This window comes from Phyllobacterium zundukense (genome assembly GCF_002764115.1).
Lineage (GTDB): Bacteria > Pseudomonadota > Alphaproteobacteria > Rhizobiales > Rhizobiaceae > Phyllobacterium > Phyllobacterium zundukense.
Map to the genome: position 1 here is coordinate 830,039 of NZ_CP017940.1, position 24,733 is coordinate 854,771.

The 24,733-nt window shown below is 56.5% G+C and carries 28 protein-coding genes and 1 pseudogene; 10 read left to right on the forward strand and 19 right to left on the reverse strand.

What is annotated here, in order from left to right; genetic code table 11:
• Positions 1–6: 6 nt before the first annotated feature.
• The 8 genes from pth to lgt all read right to left on the reverse strand — a co-directional run bounded on the left by pth (position 7) and on the right by lgt (position 7,393).
• On the reverse strand, positions 7–732 hold the full coding sequence (gene pth, locus BLM14_RS04030) for an aminoacyl-tRNA hydrolase (protein WP_099998199.1): 726 nt from the start codon (positions 730–732) through the stop codon (positions 7–9).
• Positions 733–762: 30 nt separating this feature from the next.
• Positions 763–1,395 (reverse strand): 50S ribosomal protein L25/general stress protein Ctc, encoded by a 633-nt coding sequence (locus tag BLM14_RS04035; RefSeq protein WP_099998200.1) that lies wholly within the window; start codon positions 1,393–1,395, stop codon positions 763–765.
• A gap of 234 nt (positions 1,396–1,629) precedes the next feature.
• Positions 1,630–2,562: a ribose-phosphate pyrophosphokinase gene (locus BLM14_RS04040; RefSeq protein ID WP_099998201.1), complete on the reverse strand. Its 933-nt coding sequence runs from the start codon at positions 2,560–2,562 to the stop codon at positions 1,630–1,632.
• Positions 2,563–2,707: 145 nt separating this feature from the next.
• Positions 2,708–3,385, reverse strand: a complete 678-nt coding sequence (locus BLM14_RS04045) for a hypothetical protein (protein WP_099998202.1) — start codon at positions 3,383–3,385, stop codon at positions 2,708–2,710.
• 65 nt (positions 3,386–3,450) lie between these two features.
• On the reverse strand, positions 3,451–4,602 hold the full coding sequence (locus tag BLM14_RS04050) for a M24 family metallopeptidase (protein WP_099998203.1): 1,152 nt from the start codon (positions 4,600–4,602) through the stop codon (positions 3,451–3,453).
• A gap of 4 nt (positions 4,603–4,606) precedes the next feature.
• Positions 4,607–5,398, reverse strand: coding sequence for a peptidoglycan editing factor PgeF (gene pgeF / locus BLM14_RS04055; RefSeq protein ID WP_099998204.1), 792 nt, complete (start codon positions 5,396–5,398; stop codon positions 4,607–4,609).
• Between the two features lie 64 nt (positions 5,399–5,462).
• Entirely contained in the window at positions 5,463–6,545 is a 1,083-nt protein-coding gene (locus tag BLM14_RS04060) for a class I SAM-dependent methyltransferase (protein ID WP_099998205.1), read from the reverse strand.
• On the reverse strand, positions 6,542–7,393 hold the full coding sequence (lgt, locus tag BLM14_RS04065; RefSeq protein ID WP_099998206.1) for a prolipoprotein diacylglyceryl transferase: 852 nt from the start codon (positions 7,391–7,393) through the stop codon (positions 6,542–6,544). Before lgt ends, BLM14_RS04060 begins: the two co-directional genes overlap by 4 nt.
• Before the next feature lie 201 nt (positions 7,394–7,594).
• Between lgt and BLM14_RS04070 the strand changes: the two genes are divergently transcribed.
• From BLM14_RS04070 to BLM14_RS04080, 3 genes are all read left to right on the forward strand, one after another.
• A complete protein-coding gene (locus BLM14_RS04070; protein ID WP_099998207.1) occupies positions 7,595–7,906 on the forward strand; it encodes an accessory factor UbiK family protein in 312 nt (103 codons plus the stop codon).
• A 490-nt stretch (positions 7,907–8,396) separates the two neighbouring features.
• Positions 8,397–8,897 carry a type III secretion system chaperone family protein gene (locus BLM14_RS04075; RefSeq protein ID WP_100001028.1) on the forward strand — a complete coding sequence of 167 codons (501 nt, stop codon included), beginning with the start codon at positions 8,397–8,399 and terminating at the stop codon, positions 8,895–8,897.
• Between the two features lie 27 nt (positions 8,898–8,924).
• Positions 8,925–9,260 carry a tRNA-binding protein gene (locus BLM14_RS04080; RefSeq protein WP_099998208.1) on the forward strand — a complete coding sequence of 112 codons (336 nt, stop codon included), beginning with the start codon at positions 8,925–8,927 and terminating at the stop codon, positions 9,258–9,260.
• A gap of 208 nt (positions 9,261–9,468) precedes the next feature.
• On the opposite strand, the gene BLM14_RS04085 is transcribed toward BLM14_RS04080, so the two are convergent.
• From BLM14_RS04085 to BLM14_RS04095, 3 genes are all read right to left on the reverse strand, one after another.
• Positions 9,469–10,764 carry an ATP-binding protein gene (locus tag BLM14_RS04085; RefSeq protein ID WP_099998209.1) on the reverse strand — a complete coding sequence of 432 codons (1,296 nt, stop codon included), beginning with the start codon at positions 10,762–10,764 and terminating at the stop codon, positions 9,469–9,471.
• Between the two features lie 172 nt (positions 10,765–10,936).
• The gene (locus BLM14_RS04090) at positions 10,937–11,638 is read right to left on the reverse strand and encodes a response regulator (protein ID WP_418314203.1); all 702 of its coding nucleotides are present in this window, start codon (positions 11,636–11,638) and stop codon (positions 10,937–10,939) included.
• 76 nt (positions 11,639–11,714) lie between these two features.
• A complete protein-coding gene (locus BLM14_RS04095) occupies positions 11,715–12,218 on the reverse strand; it encodes a MarR family winged helix-turn-helix transcriptional regulator (protein WP_099998211.1) in 504 nt (167 codons plus the stop codon).
• A 249-nt stretch (positions 12,219–12,467) separates the two neighbouring features.
• Here BLM14_RS04095 and BLM14_RS04100 point away from each other — a divergent pair, with 249 nt between their 5' ends.
• The 3 genes from BLM14_RS04100 to BLM14_RS04110 all read left to right on the forward strand — a co-directional run bounded on the left by BLM14_RS04100 (position 12,468) and on the right by BLM14_RS04110 (position 14,567).
• The gene (locus tag BLM14_RS04100; protein ID WP_099998212.1) at positions 12,468–13,358 is read left to right on the forward strand and encodes a branched-chain amino acid aminotransferase; all 891 of its coding nucleotides are present in this window, start codon (positions 12,468–12,470) and stop codon (positions 13,356–13,358) included.
• A 134-nt stretch (positions 13,359–13,492) separates the two neighbouring features.
• The gene (locus BLM14_RS04105; RefSeq protein ID WP_099998213.1) at positions 13,493–13,804 is read left to right on the forward strand and encodes a hypothetical protein; all 312 of its coding nucleotides are present in this window, start codon (positions 13,493–13,495) and stop codon (positions 13,802–13,804) included.
• Positions 13,805–13,919: 115 nt separating this feature from the next.
• A complete protein-coding gene (locus tag BLM14_RS04110; protein WP_099998214.1) occupies positions 13,920–14,567 on the forward strand; it encodes an MBL fold metallo-hydrolase in 648 nt (215 codons plus the stop codon).
• A 47-nt stretch (positions 14,568–14,614) separates the two neighbouring features.
• On the opposite strand, the gene BLM14_RS04115 is transcribed toward BLM14_RS04110, so the two are convergent.
• The 3 genes from BLM14_RS04115 to BLM14_RS04125 form a co-directional block, all read right to left on the reverse strand.
• Positions 14,615–15,046, reverse strand: a complete 432-nt coding sequence (locus tag BLM14_RS04115; RefSeq protein ID WP_099998215.1) for a BA14K family protein — start codon at positions 15,044–15,046, stop codon at positions 14,615–14,617.
• 353 nt (positions 15,047–15,399) lie between these two features.
• Complete coding sequence (locus tag BLM14_RS04120; protein ID WP_099998216.1) at positions 15,400–15,615, reverse strand: cold-shock protein; 216 nt, start codon at positions 15,613–15,615, stop codon at positions 15,400–15,402.
• 390 nt (positions 15,616–16,005) lie between these two features.
• Entirely contained in the window at positions 16,006–16,848 is an 843-nt protein-coding gene (locus BLM14_RS04125) for a lytic transglycosylase domain-containing protein (protein ID WP_099998217.1), read from the reverse strand.
• Positions 16,849–17,046: 198 nt separating this feature from the next.
• Here BLM14_RS04125 and BLM14_RS04130 point away from each other — a divergent pair, with 198 nt between their 5' ends.
• Both BLM14_RS04130 and BLM14_RS04135 read left to right on the forward strand, forming a co-directional pair.
• Positions 17,047–17,484, forward strand: a complete 438-nt coding sequence (locus tag BLM14_RS04130) for a Kazal-type serine protease inhibitor domain-containing protein (protein ID WP_237143514.1) — start codon at positions 17,047–17,049, stop codon at positions 17,482–17,484.
• Positions 17,485–17,556: 72 nt separating this feature from the next.
• Positions 17,557–18,258 (forward strand): HAD family hydrolase, encoded by a 702-nt coding sequence (locus BLM14_RS04135; protein WP_099998219.1) that lies wholly within the window; start codon positions 17,557–17,559, stop codon positions 18,256–18,258.
• Here BLM14_RS04135 and BLM14_RS04140 read toward each other — a convergent pair whose 3' ends face one another.
• Positions 18,259–19,776, reverse strand: a complete 1,518-nt coding sequence (locus BLM14_RS04140) for a helicase HerA domain-containing protein (protein WP_099998220.1) — start codon at positions 19,774–19,776, stop codon at positions 18,259–18,261. It lies immediately after the preceding gene.
• A gap of 123 nt (positions 19,777–19,899) precedes the next feature.
• A complete protein-coding gene (locus BLM14_RS04145; RefSeq protein ID WP_099998221.1) occupies positions 19,900–20,910 on the reverse strand; it encodes a saccharopine dehydrogenase in 1,011 nt (336 codons plus the stop codon).
• Positions 20,911–20,925: 15 nt separating this feature from the next.
• On the opposite strand from BLM14_RS04145, the gene BLM14_RS04150 reads away from it, so the two are divergent.
• Positions 20,926–21,648, forward strand: coding sequence for a TetR/AcrR family transcriptional regulator (locus BLM14_RS04150; RefSeq protein ID WP_237143452.1), 723 nt, complete (start codon positions 20,926–20,928; stop codon positions 21,646–21,648).
• Positions 21,649–21,657: 9 nt separating this feature from the next.
• Here the strand turns inward: BLM14_RS04150 and BLM14_RS04155 are convergent.
• From BLM14_RS04155 to BLM14_RS31680, 3 genes and pseudogenes are all read right to left on the reverse strand, one after another.
• Positions 21,658–22,904, reverse strand: a pseudogene (locus tag BLM14_RS04155) (MFS transporter).
• 83 nt (positions 22,905–22,987) lie between these two features.
• Positions 22,988–23,722 (reverse strand): aldo/keto reductase, encoded by a 735-nt coding sequence (locus BLM14_RS04160; RefSeq protein ID WP_237143453.1) that lies wholly within the window; start codon positions 23,720–23,722, stop codon positions 22,988–22,990.
• On the reverse strand, positions 23,719–24,030 hold the full coding sequence (locus BLM14_RS31680) for an aldo/keto reductase (RefSeq protein ID WP_237143454.1): 312 nt from the start codon (positions 24,028–24,030) through the stop codon (positions 23,719–23,721). The genes BLM14_RS04160 and BLM14_RS31680 overlap by 4 nt, the downstream gene beginning before the upstream one ends.
• Positions 24,031–24,151: 121 nt before the next feature.
• Here BLM14_RS31680 and BLM14_RS04165 point away from each other — a divergent pair, with 121 nt between their 5' ends.
• On the forward strand, positions 24,152–24,733 hold the full coding sequence (locus tag BLM14_RS04165) for a TetR/AcrR family transcriptional regulator (RefSeq protein WP_099998223.1): 582 nt from the start codon (positions 24,152–24,154) through the stop codon (positions 24,731–24,733).

Below are 24,733 nucleotides of genomic sequence, written 5' to 3' on the forward strand. Positions count from 1 at the left end.
CGATCCTTATTCTTTCTTGCCGAAGAGCTTGTTCAGCATGTCGGCCATGGGGCCGGATTTTGAAATGGTGACGGCAGGCTTTTGGCTTCGCGCCTGCCGGATATGGCTTTGACCTGCCGGTTTTGCAACCGGCTTTTCTTCCGGTTCACCTGCCGTCTTGCCGTCATTGCCGAGCGCCAGAGAAACGCGGTTCATGAAACCAGCATCGTCTTTCCTGACAAGCAGCGCGGCATTGGTTGCAATCGCGTCGAGCAACGGCTCAAGCCAGTCATTATCTGCTTTGGCAAAGTTGCCAAGCACATGGTTTGAGACCATCTCCTTGACGCCGGGATGGCCAATGCCAAGGCGTACGCGGCGGTAATCCTTGCCGCAATGGGCGTCGATGGACTTGATACCGTTGTGACCACCTGAGCCGCCGCCCGTCTTCACGCGAATCTTGCCCGAGGGCAGATCGAGCTCGTCATAGATGACGACAAGGTCGCTCAGAGCCAGCTTGTAGAAGCGCATGGCTTCGCCAACGGCTTGGCCGGACAGGTTCATGAAGGTCTGGGGTTTAATCAGGATGGTCTTTTCGCCTTCGATGGTGCCGTCGGCGATCAGTGCCTGAAATTTCCTGGTCCAAGGCGAAAAACTATGGCGGCGGTGTATTTCATCCGCCGCCATGAAACCGATATTGTGCCGGTTTGCAGCATATTGGGAGCCCGGATTGCCAAGACCTGCGATGAGCAGCACGCGCCTAGCTCCCAATAATCGAGACGACGATTACTCGCCTTCTTTTTCTGCCGTTTCAGTGGTTTCCGCCGCTGCTTCAGTGGTCTCTTCATCAGCGGTAGCATGACCAACAATAGTGGCGATGGTGAAATCACGATCCTGAATGACCGGAGTTGCGCCCTTTGGCAGGGTAACAGCGGAAATATGGATCGAGTCGCCGATCTGCAGACCAGTCAGATCGATATCGATCGAGTCCGGAATGGAGTTTGCTGGAACATGCAATTCGATGTCGTGGCGAACGATGTTGAGGACGCCGCCGCGCTTGATGCCTGGCGAAGCTTCTTCGTTGAGGAAGTGGATCGGTACATGCACGTTCACAACCGACTTGGCCGATACGCGCAGGAAATCGACGTGGACTGGCTTGTCGCTGACCGGATCAAGCTGGAATTCCTTCGGAAGGACCTGAATCGACTTGCCATCCAGAAGGATGTTGGCAATCGTCGTCTTGAAGCCGCCACCGTGAATCTTGTAGTACAGCGTCTTGTAATCGAGGGTAATCGAGATTGGTGCCTGCTTGTCACCATAGATGACTGCTGGCACTTTACCGTTGCGGCGAATTTCCCGGGCGGACCCCTTACCGACCCGTTCGCGCGCCTCGGCCTTGAGCTCGTATGCTTCGCTCATGGCATTTCCTTTCGAGGTTCAAATCTGGAGTGTTTTTCGAGGCCGATTGATGGCTGTACAAAAAACATGAAGCGGCCCAATGCTCATCCGGAACCGGATGAAATGACCGCCCCATTCCGCGTTGCCTCCAAGGGTGTCTACGCGGATGGCGGCTCTATAACGGAAAGACGGCTGTTGTGCAAGTTTGTTGCTTTGCCTGCAAAAGCAAATCCAACGTGCAGTCCGGTATGCTGATCAGTCGAACAGGCTGGAGACGGATTCTTCCGATGCCGTGCGCGAGACTGCTTCGCCGATCAGATCGGAAATCGACAGCACGCGGATATTGTGTGCGGCTTCGATCGCAGGCGTTGGCTGGATGGAGTCAGTGATAACCAGTTCCTTGAGCTTGGAGCCACCGATACGGGCGACGGCGCCGCCGGACAGGACGCCATGCGTGATATAGGCCGTAACGCTGGTGGCTCCTTTCGCCAGAAGGGCTTCGGCTGCGTTGCACAGCGTCCCGCCGGAATCGACGATATCGTCGAACAGCAGGCAGTCCTTGCCGCGTACATCGCCGATGACATTCATGACTTCCGACTCGCCTGGGCGATCACGGCGCTTGTCGACGATGGCGAGCTGCGCATCAATGCGCTTTGCCAGCGAGCGGGCACGGACCACGCCGCCAACGTCGGGCGAAACGACCATGACGTTCGATGTGCCATAGTGGGCGCGGACATCGCGGGCGATGACCGGAACAGCATAGAGATTATCGGTCGGGATATCGAAGAAGCCCTGGATCTGGCCAGCGTGCAAATCGAGCGTCAGGACGCGGTTCGCACCGGCTTCGGTGATCAGATTGGCGACGAGCTTGGCAGAGATTGGCGTGCGAGGACCAGGTTTGCGGTCCTGGCGGGCATAACCGAAATAGGGAAGAACGGCTGTGATGCGTTTTGCCGAAGATCTGCGGAACGCATCGATCATGATCAACAATTCCATCAGATGATCGTTTGCCGGAAAAGATGTGGATTGCATGACGAAGACGTCTTCGCCGCGGACATTCTCCTGGATCTCGACAAAAATCTCCTGGTCAGCGAAACGCCGAACGCTGGCCTTTCCTAGGGGAATGTTGAGATATTTGGCGACAGATTCGGCGAGAACACGATTGGAATTGCCCGCGAAGAGTTTCATGCCGTATTTTCCTCACGTCTTTTTCAGAGCGTCAGCCAAGTAAAGGATATGGCGGGCCTTTTACTGTGCTTGACGCACATTGCAAGCGGGCAAGCAAGATTCATGCACAATTCAAGGGGAATATCGCGTAAAACGCGTAAATATGTCACGTCTTGGCGCCTGATACCCATGCCAGATAGCCTTGTATAGCCTTGTCCGCGATCCCTTCCATGATCTTGGGCGGGACTGTGCTCCACGGATCGGCGCCTCCTCCGGGTACCTTTTCCTGGCCCTGAATGCGGTGAAGACGCGTCCCTGCCGGGTCGAGTACGTCCCATACATAGATGATCGTTGTCTGGTTGCCGTCGGGAAGTGCGGAGAAATAGCCCTTCATGATATGGGTATTGTCCGTATCGGCTGACGTCCCGAGCGTGATACCCTTTTGTTTGGCAAGGGCAGACAATCGCTGCGACAGTGGTGTGGCAGCTGCAATCGGTGCGCCAACGATGGGGGCAAATCGCAATTTTGCCGCACGTGTTGCGCCAGGCGCGGTCGGCGTGCCGGTCTGGGTGGCTCCGGATGCGGTAACCGTGCTCCCCGCAGCGGCATTGGGAGGTGCCGGGGCGGTTCCCGGCGTGGTAACTGCCTGCACGCTCGTTGCAGTGGCTGGTGTTCCAGGTGCTGCGGTCGTACCGGCTGCTGTCCCCGGCGCCGTCTGAGTGCCTTGTGCCGACTGCAGATCAGTTTTTGTAACGCCGATCGGGGATTCCGAGCTGTTACAAGCTGTCAGGGCAAGTCCTGCCAGAACTGCGACTACACATGTCAGTGAGTTACGCGACTTCATCTTCACTCAAACCCCGTCATGAGCCACCTGTTAGTCCGCTTAAGAAATAGAAGCAGACAAAAGTTTTATTTTACGATCAAGTCAAGAGGTTGGCGGGAAAGCGGCTCCGCGTCGCCATTCGTTGTGAGATAGGTACGGCCGAGTGTCATAGCCGTGTTGGTGTCGGAGTCCATAATGATCATGTGGGCAAATAGTGTCATATCGGGCTGAATCCGTTCCGGATTGCCGGAATAAAACATAGGCATATCCATCCATGACGGTGTAAAACGGGCCCCGACCGAATAACCACAAGCGTTGAGGCGATGGCGGGTCAATTCATGGGCTTCCATCACCTTGGAGTGAGCTTCGAAGACATCGCCGAAAGTGGAGGCAGGTGTCATGGCAGCTTCGACAGCCAGCAACGCCTCATGGGCAGCTTCGTACAGTTCCTGATGGCGTTTTGACGCCTTGCCGGTCAGTACGGTGCGCATCATGGGAGCGTGATAATGCCGATAGACGCCGGCCCATTCCAGTGTCAGCTGATCGTTCTTGGTCAGCCTGCGCCGCCCAGCCTTGTAGCGACAAAGAAGGGCATCCTCGCCCGAGCCGATAATGAACTCATTGGCCGGGTAATCGCCGCCACCGGAAAAGATTGCCGATTGCATGGCAGCGAGGATGGCGCCTTCATCGGCGCCAGCCTTGATCAGCTTCAACGCCGCTGCGAGTGCTTCGTCGCTCAATTCCGCTGCCTTGCGGCTATAGACGACCTCCGCCGGGCTTTTAAGGAGGCGCAGCTTATCGACAACGCCTGAAATATCGACAAGTTGACCAAACGCCGTGAGCTGTTCATCCAGCTTCCGGCCGTTGGCAGCGGTCAGGCCGTGGGTCTGATATTCAATGCCGATGCGACGGCCGAGCAAATCGAGGTCGTTCAGCAGCTCACGCAAGTCAGCGGCGGGATTGGCGTTGTCGCGATCGGCCCAGACAATGATGTTCTCGATATTCGATGTCTGGCGCGCCTGCCGTAGATCGGCGGAGCGCGTCAACAGCACATTGCTGCCATCCGCCTTGACGACGAGACACTGGAAGAAGCAGAAACCGAAGGTGTCATAGCCGGTGAGCCAATACATGCTTTCCTGTGCAAACAACAGGATCGCGTCCAGCTTCTGCTCGGCCATCACCATCATGAGCCGGTCGCGGCGCGCGGCAAATTCTTCCGGTTCGAAATGAAGGGCCATACTGTTACTCCGTAATGGTGATCGCCGAGATCTGGCGGCCGTAATCTGGTTCCTTGCGATGAGTCGTCCGGCGGTAGGAGAAGAACTGATCCTCATCGGCGTATGTGCATTGTTCAAGCGCTGAGGCTTTTACCCCGGCGTGTTCAAGCCGCTCTGTGATGAAGGCCCACAGGTCGAACATCTTATGGCCATTGTTGGTCGAGTTGCGGAAGAAATCCTTGTAAGAGGGGTTAGTTGCGACAAACTGCTCGTAAAATTCTGCGCCAACTTCGTAATTGTCGGGACCGATTGTCGGGCCAAGAACCGCTTGAATGCGGTCACGCCGTGCGCCAAGGGAGATCATCGCGTCGACGGTGTTTTCAAGCACGCCGCTGATGGCGCCGCGCCAACCGGCGTGCGCTGCACCGACGACTTTCGCCTCGGTATCGGCAAAAAGGATCGGTCCGCAATCGGCCGAAAGTGCGCCAATGACGATACCGGGTGTTGCCGTCACCAATGCATCTGCCGTCGGTCTGCTTCCAGCAAACGGAGTCGTTACGGCGACGACATCAGGGGAATGGACCTGGTGCACGGTGACGAGATGGGACAGCGGCGCGCCGAGCGATTCGGCAACGCGTCTGCGGTTCTCCTTGACGTGGTCCTGATTGTCATTCGAACCACTGCCGACGTTCAATCCGCGGTAGATGCCGTCTGATACCCCACCTTTGCGGGTGAAAAAGCCATGTGCGATTCGATTCGTCTCGGGGGATCCCAACAGGGAAGAACGCAATGGGGCAGGTTTGTCGGACGTGAGCATGCCGGGGGTCCTTTCGAGGCTGGGGATGGTGGTTGAGCAATCGGTTGAAGTCAATTGCCTGTATTCATTTCGCTTCGAACGGGAAAGTGTGCGTAGCGGGATCGGTTACGCAAAGCACCTTGAACAGCGTTCCCATCTGATCCGGTCCGGCTAGCCGCTCCACGTCAGCACGAATCTGATCCTGAAAGGCGTCCGATTTGCCCTGGCCCAACGCCCCGGCTCGATCCAGCAAGCCCATTGCTATGAGAAATTCGCCTTGGGTCGTAGCGCTGGTCTTGCAGCCTTCTGCGCGCGCTGCCTGGGCAAGGCTGTAGAAATCTACGTGCGTTGTAAGATCGGCCGCGCCCGGAATGTGCAATACGTCGACGGCTGAATGGCGGCTCAGCGCTTGCAGTGTGTCGCCAAAGCCTTGCTGCAAGTGACCATAGTCGAACAGGAGCGCAGCGCCGCGCTCTCGGTGTATCCGTCCGGCGACCTCTTGCATCAAGGCGCTGCGGGCAGGGGCGATTTCAAAGACACTTCCTTCCGGTGCGATATCCTTGGCTGGCGGAAGCAGCGTTTGGTCAATCGTGCCGGTACCGGCGGCAAGGACAAGGTTCTGGTCGACATCGAGTGCTATCATGCGCTCAACGAACCTGCCTTTTGTCTTCACGTACTGACGCGAAGGAATGGCGTCGAAGAGTTCATTGGCGACGAGAATAAGCGGACCGGATCCGATGTCTGCGAACTGTTTGTACCAGCCGATAGCGCCCTGGTATTCGGCAAGTGTCGTTTGCTGGATTTGGGTCAACCGATCGCTGATCTCCACCATGTGGATTTTTACAGCTGCGACGAAATCCGGCGCGATCCTGCGGACGGAGCGGATGAGGTCTTTCATCAGCGTGCCGCGTCCAGGGCCGATCTCGCAAAGGACGAATTTGCTCGGAGTGCCAAGGGCCTGCCATGCGTTGACGCACCACACGCCGACGAGTTCCCCGAACATCTGGCTGACCTCGGGCGCCGTGATGAAATCGCCATCTTTGCCGAATGGTTCGCGCGTCGTGTAGTATCCCGCATCGCGGTCAAACAGACACATCGCCATGTAATCAGCCACGCTGATAGGGCCGGTGGCTTCGATCTGCCGGATGATGCGCCGCTTCAGATTCATCGTCCCGTGGCAACCTCCGGGTTACGCGCTGACAATGTGAATCCAAGGCCGATCAGCACCATGGGAACTGAAAGAATCATTCCCATTGTCAGCCAGCCACCATAGAGATAACCGAGCTGGGCGTCTGGCTCGCGGAAAAATTCGACGAAGATACGTGAGAGACCATAGAGCGTAACAAACGCGCCACTGATGAAGCGGGGGCTTTTCAGCTTGCGGCCATAGAAGATCAACAGGGCCAGCGTCGTGAAGAGAACGATGCCTTCAAGCGCGGCCTCATAGAGCTGGCTTGGATGGCGGACGAAGGGGCCGCCGGTGGGAAATACCATGCCCCACGGAACATCAGTCTGTCTTCCCCAGAGCTCGCTGTTGATAAAGTTCGCCACCCGGACGAGACCGAGGCCGATGGGCACGCCGGCGGCGACGGTATCGAACATGCTATAGACGTTTATCTTTCGTGATCGGGCGAACAGCGCCATGGCCAGAATGGTGCCGAGCAGGCCGCCATGAAACGACATGCCGCCTTCCCAGACTTTGAATATATCGAGGGGGTGGGCAATATAGCGGGCAAGGTCGTAGAACAGGATGTAGCCAATGCGCCCGCCGAGGACGACGCCAAGCGCGGCCCACAGAACGAAATCGTCAAGGTCGGTGGGTTTCATGGGGGGTGTGTTGTTTGCCCAAAGACGGGGCTTGCTGATCAGCTTCTTGGCGTACCACCACGCGAAGAGAATGCCGACGACATAACCCAGACCGTACCAATGGACTGACAGCGGCCCGATAGAAAAAATTACGGGATCAATATCCGGAAATGCGATAGCGGCAAATGTCGGGAGAAGGATTTCGCTCACAAAGGCACTCCAGAGTCAGGGTTTATTGTTGGCGGGACCATGCGCGAGGGCATGAACAGCGTCAAGTTGCCTTCCCGGTAACATTTGCGCGCGGGTGACGCCTGAAACCTCGATTGCCAGTATTGCCGCACGCGGTGCTGACTTGCTTGCAATAAGCTCTGTCGGCGATTATTTGATAGTGAAACCAGAGAGGTATCCGCCATGACCAATGGATCAAACCGCGTTCTTGATGAACTGGCAAAGCTTGTGACCGACGCTGCGGGTGCGGCGCAAGGCGTGCGCCGTGAAGTCGAAACGGCATTCCGCGGCCAGGCAGAACGGCTGCTCAACACGATGGATGTCGTGCAGCGCGAAGATTTTGAAGCTGTGCGCGAAATGGCAATTCGGGCCAGGGCGGAAAACACGGCGCTTCTGGCTCGTATCGAAGCCCTCGAGGCCCTTGTCGGCGGGAAGGATGAGGCAGCCAAGCCTGCAAAATCAGGTGCTGCAGCGAGTCGCGCCAAGAAGGACTAATCGCAGAAATCGTCGAGTGGATTCGAACCCGCTGGCCGTTTGTCGTCGGCGGGTTTTTGCGTTTCTGACGCCGTTTGACTCGGTTCGTACCCGCCTCCGGTTGCCTGCTTGCTGTTTTCGGGTATCGATCAGAGTCAATTTCCCTTTTCCCCAAAATAAATCGTAAGGATTTATCAACAGGTGGAAATCGCCGAAAATCGTTGTCTTAGAGTCAGTTAAAGGCAGCTCGTGAATCTTTTTCAGAAGGTCTGTCCACATCCATTCACGCCATTCGACCAAAAGGGGACTGGCGCTCGGACTCAGCATCAATACACTGAAATTACAGCATGATTCGTTTCAGGGCTCATGCAGCGGTTAATATGGTTCGTAACCGCGACCCGGATAGGTGTGTTCTGCCTGCCGGTGAGTTTTCAAGCGTTTGGTGTCCTTCGGGTGGGTGCGCTGTGCTCCCGCAGCGTTCATATGAGATTCGATTTAGCAGGTAATGGCGATGAGCCTTCTGGAAATAGAAATTGCGCGCGATTTGCATCCGGTTGATGTGATTGAGCATGTAGCCCACGCCAACGAATGGGCGTTCGAGCGCACCGGGGAAGATGAAATTGCCATCACCGTCGAGGGGAGCTGGACCGATTACCAGATTTCCTTCTCATGGATGGAAGATTTCGAGGCGCTGCATCTGGCTTGCGCCTTCGACATCGCGGTGAGCGAGCCTCGCGTCAATGAAGTGATGCGTTTGTTGTCCCTCATCAACGAACAGCTCCTGATGGGCCATTTCGATCTTTGGCGGCAGGAGGGGGCGGTCATGTATCGCCAGTCACTGCTGCTCTCAGGCGGAGCCGAGCCAACGAGCAAGCAGGTAGAAGTGCTGCTTTCCAGCGCACTTGATGCGTGCGAGACATATTTCCAGGCCTTCCAGTTCGTTGTCTGGTCTGGCTCGACAGCCCGGGAATCTCTCGACAGTATCCTGTTCGAGACGGTAGGCTCTGCCTGACCAGTTTTTTGTGGGCGAGCCTGAGCAATGACGATTACGTTCGACGATTTTGAAAAGGTGGATATCCGCGTCGGCACCATTGTCGAAGCGGAAACATTCCCCGAAGCGCGCAAGCCAGCTTTCAAACTCAAGATCGATTTCGGTCCCAAGATCGGCATCAAGAAATCGTCGGCACAAATCACCAAGCATTATTCGCTTGAAGAGCTGAAAGGCCGGCAGGTCATGGCAGTGGTGAATTTTCCGCCGCGTCAGATCGGGCCGTTCATGTCGGAAGTTCTGACCCTCGGATTTCCGGACGAGGAAGGGGCTGTTGTCCTCGCTGCCATCAGCAAACCTGTGCCGAATGGCGGCAAGCTGTTCTAGAAATTTCATCGCAGATAGCTAGCCATTGGCTCAATTCTTCTTGCGAGATAATCCGCCTGCTGGATCGCGAGGCTGACAATGGTCAGCATCGGCCTAACGCGCATTGTCGTGGCGTGCATGCCTCGCGGAATTCGGTCCGGCCGAAGTGCCGCGCTGACTGGCGAAAAGGCCGCTTGACGGCTTTTTAAGCCCCAGCTTTGCCCGTTCGTTATGCCGGAATTCTTACAACGGCACGCAAACCACCTGCCGGGCTTTCATCGAGTGCGATATCGCCACCATGACCGCGGGCGATATCGAGCGCGATAGCGAGGCCAAGCCCTGTCCCACCCGCATCCTGATTGCGCGCTTCATCCAGTCGAAAGAATGGCTTGAACACTTCATCACGCATTTCTTTTGGAATGCCGGGCCCGTCATCGTCAATGGTGATCGTCAACCAGCCTTCGCGATGCTCTGCAGCTACGGAGACGTTCTTCGCATAGCGAAATGAATTCGACACGAGATTGGAGATGAGGCGGGAAAAGGCGTTGGGCCGCACGTGGATTTCCGGTTCCCCACGAATGCTCGACGCAAACCCGCGTTCCAGCAGTGCGCCTTCCTCCTTCAGCTTGGCAAAGAAGCGTTCCAGATTGACGGTACCGGTTTCTTCCTCGGCCTCGCTGCGAGCGAAGGCGAGATAGCCTTCCAGCATCGACTGCATGTCCTCTATATCCTGCTCCATCGCCTCCGTATCGACCCTGTTGCCGACAAGAGCGAGCTGGAGCTTGAACCGCGTAAGGATGGTGCGCAGATCGTGGCTGACGCCGCTCAACATGGTCGTGCGCTGTTCAATCTGCCGCTCGATGCGCTCGCGCATCACGATGAAGGCAGCACCCGCCCTGCGAACCTCCTCGGCTCCACGGGGTTTGAAATCCGGTGGCGGCGCCCGGCCCTTGCCAAAACTGTCGGCGGCGGTTGCCAATTGCTGGATAGGCTTGATCTGATTGCGCAGGAATAGGATGGCGATGGCAAGCAAAACCAGTGCGGAACCAGCCATCCAGACGAGGAAAATCAACGTGTTGGATGCGTATGCCTGACTTCGGCGGGCGAAGACGCGCAGAACCTTGTTCTCAAGCTGAATCCGGATCTCAACCAGGTCGGAATCGCCGATCGTGTCGATCCAGAAGGGGCGGTTGATCTGTTTGGTGATCTCTTCGCTCAAGATGCCATCAAGAATTGAAAAGAATGGCTTGGGACCCGGTGCGGGCAGGGGGTCAGCCGGGAGAATCGAGATATTGAGCGCCAGTCTCTCTCTCGAAATCCGGATCAGATTTTCATAGCCCGAATCCTGTGGATAGGTATCCATCAGATCGATGATGCCGGCGATATCACGCACCACCGCTGTCGACAGACGCTGCGTCACCGTCTGCCAATGGCGCTCCATGAAGACAAAAGCGATCACGGACTGAAGGAGTACCATCGGTGCGATAATAATGATCAGCGAACGCGCATAGAGCCGTTTTGGCATCCAGTGTGCGAGCCATCGTGTCAGCTTCCGCCAAGGGCCAAGAATCGTGCTTCGCTTACGCCGCCAGTGGCGCTTTCTGACTGCCAATGTGCGTTTTGCGGAGTCGGTCGTCGCCATCTTTTCGGTATCCGCTTGCGCACTTTGTCTATTGTCCGATGTGGATTTCGTCTCGCTACTCCACGCTTAATTTATAGCCGACGCCGCGCACTGTCTGCAACCAAACGGGATTGGCCGGATCATTCTCGATCTTGCGGCGCAGGCGGTTGATCTGCACATCGATCGTGCGCTCGCCGACTTCGCCCTCCTGTCCGGTCAGTTCATGGCGCGGTACGGTTTCGCCAGCGCGGGCGGCAAAGATCGCCATAATGTCCTGTTCACGGTCGGTCAAACGGATCATTTCGCCCGAGCGCTTGAGTTCGCGCTTGGCGATGACAAATGTATAGGGGCCGAAAACGATTTGCTCGATCTTGGCCTGTGAGGCGGGAGCGCCGCGGCGCAGGATATTGTTGATGCGCAGAATCAACTCACGCGGATCAAAGGGTTTTGGCAAATAGTCATCGGCGCCGGCTTCCAGACCCGCGATGCGGCTGTCGGTTTCCGACAATGCCGTCAGCATGAGGATCGGCACGTTCTTCTCCTGGCGCAGCGACTGTGTCAGGGCAACACCACTCTCACCCGGCATCATCACATCAAGAATGAGAAGGTCGTAATCAATCCCGGCCAGCTTGCGCCGCGCCTCGTCCGCATTAGCGGCCACCGTAATGCGAAAGCCGCTGCCTGTGAGGTATTGCGACAGTAGATTTCGAATTCGGGTGTCGTCGTCGACAATGAGCAGGTGGGGTGCATCGTCTGAAAGCGTAGGTTCGTCACTCACCAATATTGTTCCTTTATCTTCTCTGGCATTTGGGCCTTCCGCTCCTGTAAACCCTTCGTCAGGTTCCGATGCGTTTCTACCCTGCCTTCGGCAGACTGTCGATCTGTTGCCACTGTCCGGGGTTCACCATTGCCTTGAGGAAATGTTCAATCACTGTTCGATCGGAAAGGCCAATTTGCTCCAATGCACTGGTAATGCGGCGTGATTGCGGTGCGGCAAGTTCAAGCGCCAGTTCACGGCCTTTCGATGTCGGATAAAGCTCGCGTTGTCGCCGGTCGCGAGGCCCAGGGATCTGGACGACGTGACCGGTGTCGATCAACTGCTTGAGCACGCGCGCAAGGCTCTGCTTGGTGATCTGCAGAACATCGAGCAGCTCCGCGACAGTCATGCCGGGCTTGCGGTTGATAAAGTAGAGAACGCGATGGTGCGCGCGACCAAAAGTAAGCTTCTCCAAAATAAGATCCGGATCGGCGGTGAAGTCGCGATAGGCAAAGAAAAACAGCTCGATGATATCGAGTTCACTCGCGTCATTTTTCGTCAGGGCTGTCTCAATATGCCGATCTGGTGTATAAGATTTCATGCAGGATTCCCGCTCTTGTTGAAAATTATGTCAGTCTTGTTGACTTAATTTTAGACTGCTGATAATTTTTGGCAAGCTGTTGGCCACATTTTGAATTAAACGAAAAGCCAATAAGTGTTTCTGGGACATTTTCCTCATCGAAACGCCTATTGGTGCCGTGGGCAATGGTACACCAATTGGCAATCGGGACCAGTTGGTGCGAGCCGAACCCCGTAAAAATTATCAGGAATCAAACGCCTGGAGGAAAACATGGCATCCGTTCCATTTGATCAGCTTGAAGGTTACATCTGGATGAACGGCGAATTCGTTCGCTGGGCGGATGCCAAGGTTCACGTGCTGACTCACGGCTTGCATTATGCAAGCTCCGTCTTTGAAGGGGAACGCGCCTATGGCGGCGAAATCTTCAAACTCAACGAACACACGGAACGCTTGCACGAATCGGCACGCATACTGGGGTTCAAGATTCCTTTCACGGTTGAAGAATTGAACGAGGCAAGCCGGAAACTCCTGGCCAAACAAGGCTTCCAGGATGCCTATGTCCGTCCGATCGCTTGGCGCGGCAGTGAGTCGATGGGCGTTTCGGCTCAGGCCAACAAGATCAATGTCGCTATCGCCATCTGGCAGTGGCCAAGCTATTTCGATCCTGCGCAGAAGCTGAAGGGTATCCGGCTTGACCTTGCTGAATATCGCCGCCCTGATCCTAAAACAGCACCGTCCAAATCAAAGGCAGCCGGTCTGTACATGATTTGCACGATCTCGAAGCATGCCGCCGAAGCCAAGGGCTATGCCGATGCCCTGATGCTCGATTGGCGTGGGCAGGTTGCCGAGGCGACGGGTGCCAATGTGTTCTTCGTCAAGGATGGAGTCATTCATACGCCGACGCCCGATTGCTTCCTCGACGGTATTACCCGCCGCACGGTTATCGATCTGGCCAAGCGGCGCGGCTACGAAGTTGTCGAGCGAACAATCATGCCGGAAGAACTCGACAGTTTCGAGCAATGCTTCCTGACTGGCACTGCCGCAGAAGTTACTCCGGTTTCGGAGATCGGCCCCCATCGTTTCACTGTCGGCGAAATCGCGATCAATCTGATGAATGATTATGCGGCTGAAGTAATGCCAAAGAAAGCTGCTGCCGAATAGCCGAAAGTTAAATCCAAAATAGTGTTTGATACCTCTTCATGGAGGTATCAAGTTGTTTGACATTGCTTAAAACTTAGTCATCATGATGGTTGTCAGGCATGAGTCTGGCTCGAAACGTTGACGGGGTGTCAATCATGGAAGCGCTTCTTCCTATTATTATCCAGCTTATCTCAGGTGGTGTCGGCGGTAATATTGTCGGCGGTCTTCTCAAGAACCTGAGCCTCGGCACAACCGGCAACTCAGTTGCTGGCGGCATTGGCGGACTTATAGGCGGTTATCTGACACAGTATCTCGGCTCCGGTGGTGCCGAAATGGTGGCTAATGCAGCAACATCATCGGGGCTTGATCTAGGCTCCATCATCGGCCAGGTCGCCGGCGGCGGCGTAGGTGGCCTAATTCTGACGGCGATCGTAGGGGCAATCAAGAATTCGATGGCGAAGACCTGATCTAGTCGGGATGCAAACGATTTTTTGAGGGCGGTCCATGGCCGCCCTTTTCATTTGAGCGTTCTTGGCCTTAGATATTCGCGTGAAGGCCACAATAGCATGGGATTAGTACGAAATGGGACAATTGCAGGCCGGTATTATTCCTGTCACGGCCTTTCAGCAAAACTGCACGATCCTCTTTGACAGTGACGACAAGCACGGCGTTCTCATTGATCCGGGCGGGGACAATGAGCAGGTCTTAAATGCAATCCAGTCAAATGGCATTGTGATTGAAGCTATCTGGATCACGCACGGCCATATCGATCATGCAGCCGGTGCCATGGACATGAAGGACGCGCTTGGCGTCGACATCATCGGACCACACGAAGCCGACCGCTTTCTTTTGGACAGTCTGGAATCAACGGCCTTGCAATATGGCATTACGGACAAGGTCCGCAATTGCACGCCCGACCGGTGGTTGAATGACGGCGATACGGTATCGTTCGGCTCGCATGTTTTCGAAGTGCTGCATTGTCCTGGCCATGCGCCCGGTCACGTCGTTTATTTCAACCGGGTAGCGAAGTTCGCCCATGTGGGCGATGTCTTGTTCAATGGATCGGTTGGGCGGACGGATTTGCCGGGTGGCGACCATGCCGCGCTGATCAACTCTATCAAGACGAAGCTCTTGCCGCTCGGAGACGATATCGGTTTCATATGCGGCCATGGGCCTGGCGGGCGTTTCGGTGAAGAGCGCCGCACCAATCCATTCCTGATACAGGCATAAAAAAACCGCCGGTTTACCGGCGGTTCTTCGAGGCTTTCTGATCAAAATCAGTTGGCATTGCAGAAGTAGTCGCGTCCATCATACCCGCGGAATGTGCCGGTCTCCGGGTTGAATGAGCGATAGCGATCTGAGCAATAGCGGTACCATTCACGTGACCAGGGCTGTGCCGCGCCGTAATAACGGGGAGCCTGAACTTCGCGATAGACGCGGACAGGAGCGCGATATGCCGGACGGTAGCCATCATCGTAGTCGCGGTAAATCACTTCCGGTTCGCGTGGCTGGGCAAGCACACTGCCGAGTACGGCACCAGCTGCAAGGCCGATTGCACCAGCTGCCAATGCGTCGCCGCCGTTGTTGTGGTGACGGTGGCGATAGTAGCGATCACCGCGCCAATCGTCGGCGGACGCCGAAGTGAGGGGTACCATGACCGTTGCAAGAGCGGCGGTTGCGAGAATGGCAATCTTGGTGCCTTTGTTCATCTGTGCCTCCTTTGAAGCATCCTTGGTGAAGCGTTGTTTTGCTTCGCCTGATAGTGTGGGGCTGGACTTCAAGTGGGGGCGCCAGCCGTGATGTCTGTTTTATCCGTTCCCGAATGAATGCAAGCTGAACGGAAACCACAGGATCTCGTTCCGCGGTCAGCCAGGCCGGAATAAATACATCGAATATCAGCAAATCCAAGGCGGGAGAGTGGCGCGATTGTAGCTGCACCATTCATTGCAAAAGTGCGCGTCCCAATAGCAGCGGAAAGGACTGGGCCTTTCCGCGCAATATGTTCCAGAAATCAAAACCCCCGGCATCGCCGGGGATTTTTGGCGGCTTCAGCCGCCAGGAATTATTCAGTGACCGAAATGTTAACGGCCTTTGGGCCCTTACCACGACGATCAGGCTCGGTATCGAAGGAGACCTTCTGATTATCTGCGAGACCTGTGAGACCGGACGCTTGAACTGCGGAGATATGAACGAAAATGTCCGCTGCGCCGTCATCCGGCTTGATAAAGCCAAAGCCTTTTTCACTGTTGAAGAATTTGACCGTACCGGTCTGTGCCATGCTTCGTTCCTTTTCCTTACTTACCGCGTTCCCCTCCGGGCTTGCGGGATTGGTAGTATACCGCCTTCTGTAAGCTACGTTCGGCGGAAGTCATGCAGGCAGTTCTCGAATTCAGGAAAGGAGCCGATCATTGCCGGGATTACTCCCGACCCGGTATTCTTGCGGTTCCGGCGCGCCGTTCTTCCAGTCTTCCAGTGTTCGCAAATGCCCGAACGCTTTGAGACTGCTAGAATAAGTGTTTTTTGGCAAGCAAAAGTTTTTCTGCAATTTATACGATTATACCGGACAGCTGTGCAGCTTAGATACTTATAGGTAGAAAATTCTAGTCGGGCGTGCCTGTACTGGGGTGGCTCACGTCATCATAAGTACCGACATGCCGAAACCTGGCGGCTATCGGTTGCGGAGCACGATACAGGCCCCTCCGGCGCTGTGGAGCAGGGTGCAGATTTGATTGGCCTCACTTCGGCTGTCCGCCCCGATACGTACGGCATAGATGCCGCGTCGTCCCATTGCGGTACGGTTGCGGCTGATAACGGGCTCATGCTTATTGAGGATCGCTGGAAAACTGCGGCGCAAGCGCTGGAGCTGACCGACGGCCGCCGAACGGCGAAAATTGCCGGCAATCTGGATGCCCCACGGTTTGGGCTTGATCTGGGCCATGGCAATGGTTGCAAAGCGGACAATCGGCAGCTGGCGGCATGCGGCATCGAAGCTGAGCTTGGCATTGAGCGGGCGTGCGTTTATTTCGGTGCCTGCTGCGAAATCGTCCGCTGACCGCCCCGTAATGTCGAGCACATATTCTTCTGTTTCGAGTGGGAGGAAGCCACCGCTCGACAGCCAATTCGCCACCCGCGTCGGGCCGGCATTGTAGGCAGCAGCTGCCAGACCCCAGTTGCCGAAGGATCTGCGCAGGTCCTTCAAAAGCGCTGCGGACGCTGGCAGAGCCTTGGCGAAGTCGAAAGGATCGTCGAGATTTCGCTCTTTGGCCGTTCCCGGCATGAACTGGGCGATACCTTGTGCACCAACGGGGCTTGTCGCCTGGACATCGAAACGGCTTTCTTTCCAGATCAGCCTTGCGAAGAAATCACGTGGAACCCCGTTCCCATCCGCATGTGTCGCGATGGCTGCGCAGATCTGCCCGACAGTCGGTGTTGGGGGTTTTGCGGGCGTTGAAACGAACGGATTGTCCGCTGCCCACGCATCGAGCGGGGCCAGCACCAGGAATGCTGCCATAAAGCTGAGCTGTCTGAGCCAATTCACTCTGTTGTCATTCCCCTTCAAGATAAGGATACAGGCATAAAGCACAGCTCTATTTCTGATAAGAGGTATATGCGCAATGATTCCATTGTTTTGATCGGTTTGCGTAACGTTTGAATGAAGGGAGAGGTCATGCAAGCGCAGATAAGGAATTTCCTGAAAATTGCTGCGGTAATGGCAGTGACGGCTATAGTCGCGAGCTGCACAGTTGCGGTGGAGGACGGTGGCCCCCATTATCCGCGCCCCGATCGGCCCGAGCGGCCGCAATTCTGTACGCGCGAATATGCGCCGGTTTGCGGCGTTCGTGGATCTGTGCGTCAGACATTTGGCAATGCCTGCGAGGCGCGCTCCAGGGATTTTCGCATCGTTGGCTCTGGAGAATGTAGCTATCAGGATAGGCCGGGTGGCGGCTGGAGCGGACAGCCGGGTCGGCCAGATAGGCCAGATAGGCCAGGTGGCCCCGGTCAACCGTACAGACCCGAGGAACCGCGCATGTGCACGCAGCAATATGCGCCCGTATGTGCCCGCCGTGGCAACTCGGTTCAATCTTTCGGCAATGCCTGCGAGGCTGGCAATGCAGGTTATCGGGTGATTGGCGAAGGACGGTGCTAATATACTGAGCTTCAGCCAGGCGAGGCGACCCGCCCGGCTGAAGGTCAGACAATCAACGGAGCGAGCTTTCCCATGCCTTCTTCCATAACAACAATCGGTTTCGACGCGGACGATACGCTCTGGCAGAACGAACAGTTTTTCCGGACATCGGAAAAGCACTTTGCCGATCTCTTGTCTCCACATGTGGAGATTGCGGATCTTTCCGACCGATTGCTTGCGATCGAGAAGCGCAACCTCGATCTCTACGGTTTCGGCATCAAGGGTTTCACACTTTCATTGATCGAAACGGCAGTCGAAGTAACGGAAGGTCAGGTTCCATCTTCGGTTATCGCCGAGATTCTGGCCGCCGGTCGGGAAATGCTGCGTCATCCGGTTGAAACTTTACCGCATGTGCAGGAAACGCTGGAGCAACTGGCCGATCAATATCGACTCGTGCTGATCACGAAGGGCGATCTGTTCGATCAGGAACGCAAGCTGGCGCAATCGGGGCTCGGTGATTTCTTCGATGCGGTGGAAATCGTCAGCAATAAGGACAGAGCGACCTATCAACGGGTTTTCAGCCGTCACGGTGACGGCGCGGAACGAGCCATGATGATCGGTAACTCGCTGAAATCCGATGTGGTTCCCGCGATCGAGGCTGGCAGTTGGGGCATATTCGTACCGCACGAATTGACCTGGGCGCTTGAACATGTCGATGCGCCGGTTGCCGAGCCTCGTTTCAGGGAGATCGGGCATCTCGGCGAGTTGGTGCCGCTTCTCGCGAAGATCAGTTGATTATTCAGCCGCGTGCTGCTCCGGTGTACCTTCATCGGGGCCATTCGGATCGCCGGGCGCGGTCTCGCAACCGAGATCCGGAAAGGCGACAACGCGATTGCCGGTGAAATCGGTGCGGACGACGATCAGTCCCTGTTCTTCGAAATAGGTGAGGAGCCGCCGGGCGCGCCTGGCGGAATGGGTGCCATAGGCGCGGGCCAAGGTTGCGTCCGAAGGGCAGGGGCTATTCGTGACGGCAGCTTGCGCCACAATGAAGAATACACCTTGAACATCGTCGGGCAGGGTCTTCGACAGTTCAAGTGCCTGCTGCCACGGTTCGCTTTGTGCCGTCTCGCCATCGATGCCGGCGCGTGCGACGGCCAGCCTGCGGCGGAAGTCAGGTAGGGCCAGTGCTTCACCCGGCACGCGGCGAATGCGGCATCGGACGAGAAAATCTTGGTAGAGAACTGCATCGGTGCGGAAAGACGCGTCGGGATCATTGAGCATTTCATGCATGATCGCATCGATCAGGCCATTGCGCTCCGCTTGGTCAATCTCGGGAAACAGCGTGGGCGCAGGAGCTTCGGCTTGTGCCAGGGCTTTGGCTTGTGTGAGCTGGTTCAGAATGTCGGCAGTGGGGGTCGGTGCTGGCGGAGGAGGCGTGCGACGAACAATGGCACGCCGCTCTTCCGGTGCCGGCGTAAAGATCAAATCATGGGCATCTTCACCTGGCTGCGGCAGTGGCGTCAGCTTGGGGCTCGATGAACGGGCAGAAGTCTCCACCGGGCCGATGGTGACGGCCAACGGCCGACGCGATAACGCCGGTCCCAAGGCGACGAAATGGCCACGTGCCAGATCGCGAAACTGTTCTGCCTGCCGCCGTTCCATCCCGAGAAGATCGGAGGCGCGGGCCATGTCGATGTCGAGAAAAGTACGCCCCATAAGGAAGTTGGAGGCTTCAGCGGCTACGTTCTTCGCAAGCTTGGCCAAGCGTTGCGTGGCGATGACACCGGCTAGGCCACGCTTGCGTCCGCGGCACATCAGATTGGTCATGGCGCCGAGGGAGAGCTTGCGCGCCTCGTCGGAGACTTCTCCGGCGACGGCTGGTGCAAAAAGCTGCGCCTCGTCAACAACGACGAGCATCGGATACCAGTAATCCCGTTCGGCATCGAACAGACCGCCAAGAAATGCCGCAGCGCAGCGCATCTGCTGCTCGACATCCAGCCCTTCGAGGTCAAGCACCACGGAAACCCGGTGCTGGCGAATGCGGGCGGCTATGCGGGTCAACTCGTTCTCTGTACGAGCGCCATCGACAACCACATGGCCGTATTTGTCGGCCAGAGTGACGAAATCGCCTTCCGGATCGATGACGCATTGCTGCACCCACTGGGCGCTTTGCTCGAGCAGGCGGCGCAACAGGTGCGATTTGCCCGAGCCAGAGTTGCCCTGGACGAGCAGGCGGGTGGCCAGAAGCTCTTCCAGATCGAGCATGGCTTTCGCGCCGGCTGGCGCCGCTCCCATGTCGATATCGACCTTCATCGTTTCTCCAGATGCTCAAGTGATTCCGCGCGCGAGGTGGCGCGCGGAATCCTTAGCATCCCTTTGCGGTTCAGGAGAAGGCCATGTGGCGCTTCATGGCGGAAACCCACAGCTGGTTTGGCATCAGTTTTGTCGAAACACTGTGCCGAATTCCTTCATTTGACGGACAACGTATTCCGGTTCCATCAGCATGTCGGGCAAATAGATGCCGGGCTCGACCGGTTCACCCCCAGAAAGACCGAGGAGACGCTCGATTCCAAGCGCAACATGCAGCGCTGTCAGCGGAGCCTGTCCCTCTGGGTGCACGATATCCAGACGCTTATGCACTTTTTCACCCGTTAACAATTCGCCGCTGATCTCGATGGCAATCTCAGTGGAAAATGCGTCGCCCCGTCTTCTGCTCGCAGACATGCCATAAACGAGATCAAAACGAATGGACTTCACGTCTGTCGCCGTCGAAAGGCTCAACACATCGAGTGGCGAGTATGCGCTGGCTTCGACCTCAGTGCCGTCAATATCGATGAATCCCCGCTTGGCCTCCTCGCCTTTGACCCAGCGCCAACGTCCGTCTTTGAGCTGCAGTGGATTAGGCGCCGATTCGGTGAGCCGCTGAAAATCTGCAAAGGCTGCTGGCCCACCCATATCCTGTTCGTCAAGGACGACAGTGATTGAAATCTGATCAATGGTTCGAAAATCAAGCGCTGCCTGAAGCGCCGGGAAGGTGGCGGCGCCCGCCAACCAGTTGCTCGCCATGAGGATCGGAGCGCTTCCGGGCTTGCGGATCGCGAGTGCCATTTCCGGCCCCACTTCGAATACTCCGCTGGAGACGCTGAGATATGGCAAGCCATGAGCCTGGGCATACTTCATGCTGTTGAGTGTCTCATCCTTCACGAATACGGCGATCGCGCTGTAAGCGGAGCTTGCGTCCTGGCCGAGATCGGTCCGGTCGAGATCGATTCTGGCAGCGACGGCGTTACCCACTGCTTCGGCAATGCCTTGCGCCTTGGCGATGTCGCGACCGCCGATGGCAATGGGCAGGTCGGGGTGCAGCCGGCGCAGCGTTTGTGCTGTTTTTGCTCCGACGATACCTGAACCGCCAATGATCAGAACAGGTTTTGTTATGGGTAATGACATGGCCTCGACTCCTTCTTGAAACTGGACAATGGTGAACGCGAGGGGGCGATTCCTCTCGCTTATTGCCATGTTACTAATAGTAAGTTACTACTAGTAACATTACAAGAGTTGTTATGCCAAAAAACTGCCGTGGGCGTGAAAGGTCGATGCCGGATGGCGAATGGTTCAGCGAAGAAAATGCCGAAGGCGCAGAGGCGTGATCAGCTTCTGGATACGGCGCTTTGCATTATTCGCGAGCAAGGTACCGATGCTCTGACGCTCGGTTATCTTGCCGAGCAGGCCGGCGTAAGCAAGCCTATTGCCTACGAGCATTTCGGCACGCGCGCTGGTTTGCTGATTGCGCTCTATGAGCAATTGGACCAACGGCAGGTCGATGAACTCGCTGCTGCGATCGAGGAAACGCCGAAGCAGCTCGAGAATGTCGCGCGGGTCATGAGCGATGCCTATATGGCGTGCTATCGATCGATCGGTCCTGAATGGTCGGCGATTTCGGCCGCGCTCAAGGGCGATGAGGAAATGGAAAGGTTTCAGGCAAAACTGATCGACAGCTATGTCGACCTCTATTGCTCAACCCTGGCGCCGTACACCGCTCTGCCGGATACCGAACTCCGTTTGCGCTGCGTAGGTATCATTGGTGCGGCAGAGGCGATTTCCAGAGAAATGGTGCGTGGGAATCTCGACGAAGCAGCGGCTGCACGCGTTTTGCAATCGCTGATCGTCAATTGGCTTTCCGCCTGAATTCCACCGTCAGTTTGCCGGCACGGGCTGGGGTATGGGACTCCCCTTGCTGTTCTTGCTTAGTGTCAGCACCAATAGTGCCGCGATGAGGCATAGAATTCCAGCGACGAGGAAGGCTGGCAGGTAGGTTGCGTATTCGGTGCGGGCGAAACCGCCGCCATAGGCCGCCGAAGCCGCTCCAAGCTGGTGCCGGCAAATATCCATCCAAAGACCAGCCCGGCTTTCTCGCGGCCGAAACGATCCGTTGCAAGCTTCACTGTCGGCGGGACCGTAGCGATCCAATCGAGACCGTAGAACATGGCGAAAAGAGACAGGCCATAGAAGGAGAAGTCGGAATAGGGCAGGTAGAGCAGCGAAAGGCCGCGCAGTCCGTAGTACCAAAACAGGAGCCAGCGATTGTCCACCCGGTCGGACAGCCAGCCGGATCCAATCGTACCGAAAAAATCGAAAAAGCCCATCATCGCCAGCACGCTGGCTGCAGCCACTGGCACCATGCCAAAGTCGCCGCACAGTGCCACAAAATGTGTGCCGATCAGGCCGTTCGTGCTTGCGCCGCACACATAGAATGTTGCGAAAAGCACCCAGAAGGTGCTGCTGCGTGATGCTTCCTTCAATACGAAAAGAGGCATGGTGACCAGCGACAGCAAGCCACCGGTTACCGGCAGCGAAGTGGCGATTTCCTTGTCACCATAGGCGGGAAGACCGACATCCGATGGCCGCTCGCGCATCAGGAAGAAAACAGCGACAACTGCGACGATCAGCAATCCACAGATCAGCATGATCGCCGTCCGCCAGCCATAATGATCGCTGAGCGAGGCCATGAGCGGCATGAACGCCAACTGTCCAGTTGCAGAACTGGCGGTCAGCATGCCGAGTACCAGGCCGCGCCGTTCGGTAAACCAGCGTGCGGCGACGGTAGCGCCCAGCACCACTGCGGTGAGACCCGTTCCGAAGCCGACGACAATACCCCACAGCAGAATCAACTGCCATACCTCTGTCATGGCCAGCGAAGCCAACAGTCCACCAGTGATCAGCGCCAATGCAACGCAAACCACACGACGGACGCCGAAATAGTTCATGAACGCCGCAGCAAACGGGCCCATGAGACCGAACAGCAACAGCCGGATGGAAAAGGCCGTGGCGATTTGCTCAGTTTCCCAGCCAAATTCCTTTTCCAATGGCACGATCAGGACGCCAGGCGCGCCTACCGCCGCTGCCGTTACGAGCATAGTGAGAAACGTGACGGCGATGACCACCCAACCGTAATGAACATTGCGACGGGCGAGCGAAGCGGCGAGCGATCATGTCCGGTCTTTCAGGGAAGAGGGCTAGTGCTGCATCAAATCAATGGTGCTGACGAGAGATCGAGGAGATCAAGTTTGCCACCGGCAAGCCGTTGCCTCGTACGGGCATTGGTCAGCAATTCGTGTGGCGCACCAAGGGGAATGGCGCTCACCTTGTCGAGCCGGTCGATATGCTCCGCGGTCAGGACAAGCGAAGCGGCAGCGAGATTGTCGCGCAACTGCTCGACGGTTTTTGGACCTATGATCGGCATGACACCTTTGGCTGCAACCCAGGCAATGCCGACATGGCTGGGGGCCGCGCCGATTTCATCGGAAATCGCCAGCAATTCGTCGATAATCGCCGTTCGCTGCGGACTGTCTTCGTGCTGGATAACGACGCCGAGGCCCGTGGCACGGCCTTCCTCACCCCTGCGGTACTTGCCCGTAAGCAAACCTCCTCCAAGCGGCGACCAACCAACGGTACCTAGCCCGAAGCCTTTGGCCATAGGCAGCAATTCACGCTCGGCGCTGCGTTCAACGAGACTATATTCCGTCTGGAGACCGGCCACCGGCGTCCAGCCGCGCAGGGACGCGATGGTCGCGCCACTGGCGATGCGCCAGGCCGCGAAGTTGGAGAACCCGGTATAAATGATCTTGCCCGCGCGGACGAGATCATCGAGACCGCGAACGATTTCTTCAATTGGCGTCATTTCATCGGACATGTGAACCCAGAGCAGGTCGATGCGGTCTGTCTTCAGCCGTTTCAGGCTGGCTTCGACCGCCTGGATCATGGATTTGCGACTGTTGCCGACGCAGAGAGACTGGGAGTTGCCGAGGCGCCATGTGAATATTTGGTGGCAAGAACGAAGTTGTCGCGTTCGGGGGCAATGAATTCTCCTATCATCGCTTCCGATTGACCAAACTGATAGCTGTCCGACGTATCGATGAAATTTCCCCCGGCTTCGGCATAGCCGTCGAAGATTGGCCGCGCGATATCAGGCGTGGAACCATAGCCCCAACCGGTGCCGAAATTTCCCGTGCCCAGCGCAAACTCCGAAACGCGGAGACCTGTATGATTGCCAAATAGCTTGTAGCGCATGAGATACTCTCCCTTTTGCAGTTGTCTGCCGCAGTCGATTTTAAATGATGATCATAATTATTGACTATACATGACGATCATCATATAAAAAGTCAACAATGTTTTTTGAAAGGATTGGTTCATGCGTGTCAGCAGGGAACAGGCAGCCAAGAACCGGGAGCGGATCATAGACGTTGCTAGCCGGGAATTTCGCGAGAAGGGTTTCGATGGGATCGGCGTGGCGGACGTAATGAAAAGTGCCGGCCTGACACATGGTGGCTTTTATGGCCATTTCGCATCCAAGGACGACCTCATCGCGGAGGCCTGCGCCGCTTCAATGGATCGATCGGCCGAAAAATGGTCGAAGCTTGCGGAAACATCGCCGGACGAAGCTTTCGCAGCGATTACCAGTTCCTATCTGCTGAAAGCACATCGCGACAATAAGGCGTCGGGATGCACGATGGCGGCACTGGCCCCTGATATTGCACGACAGAGCGGGCCTGTGCGCAAGCGTTTCAGCGAGGGTACACGTACCTTGCTTGACATTCTTGCCAAGGCAATTCCGGGACAATCCGAAGAGTCCAGACGTGAGAAAGCATTGGCCACGATGGCGGGTCTCGTCGGCACGCTGGTTCTGTCGCGTGCCGTTGACGATCCCGAATTTGCCGACGAAATCCTGAAAGCAGGGCAGGCGGCTTTTGGATCTGGCGAAACCGCCGAATAG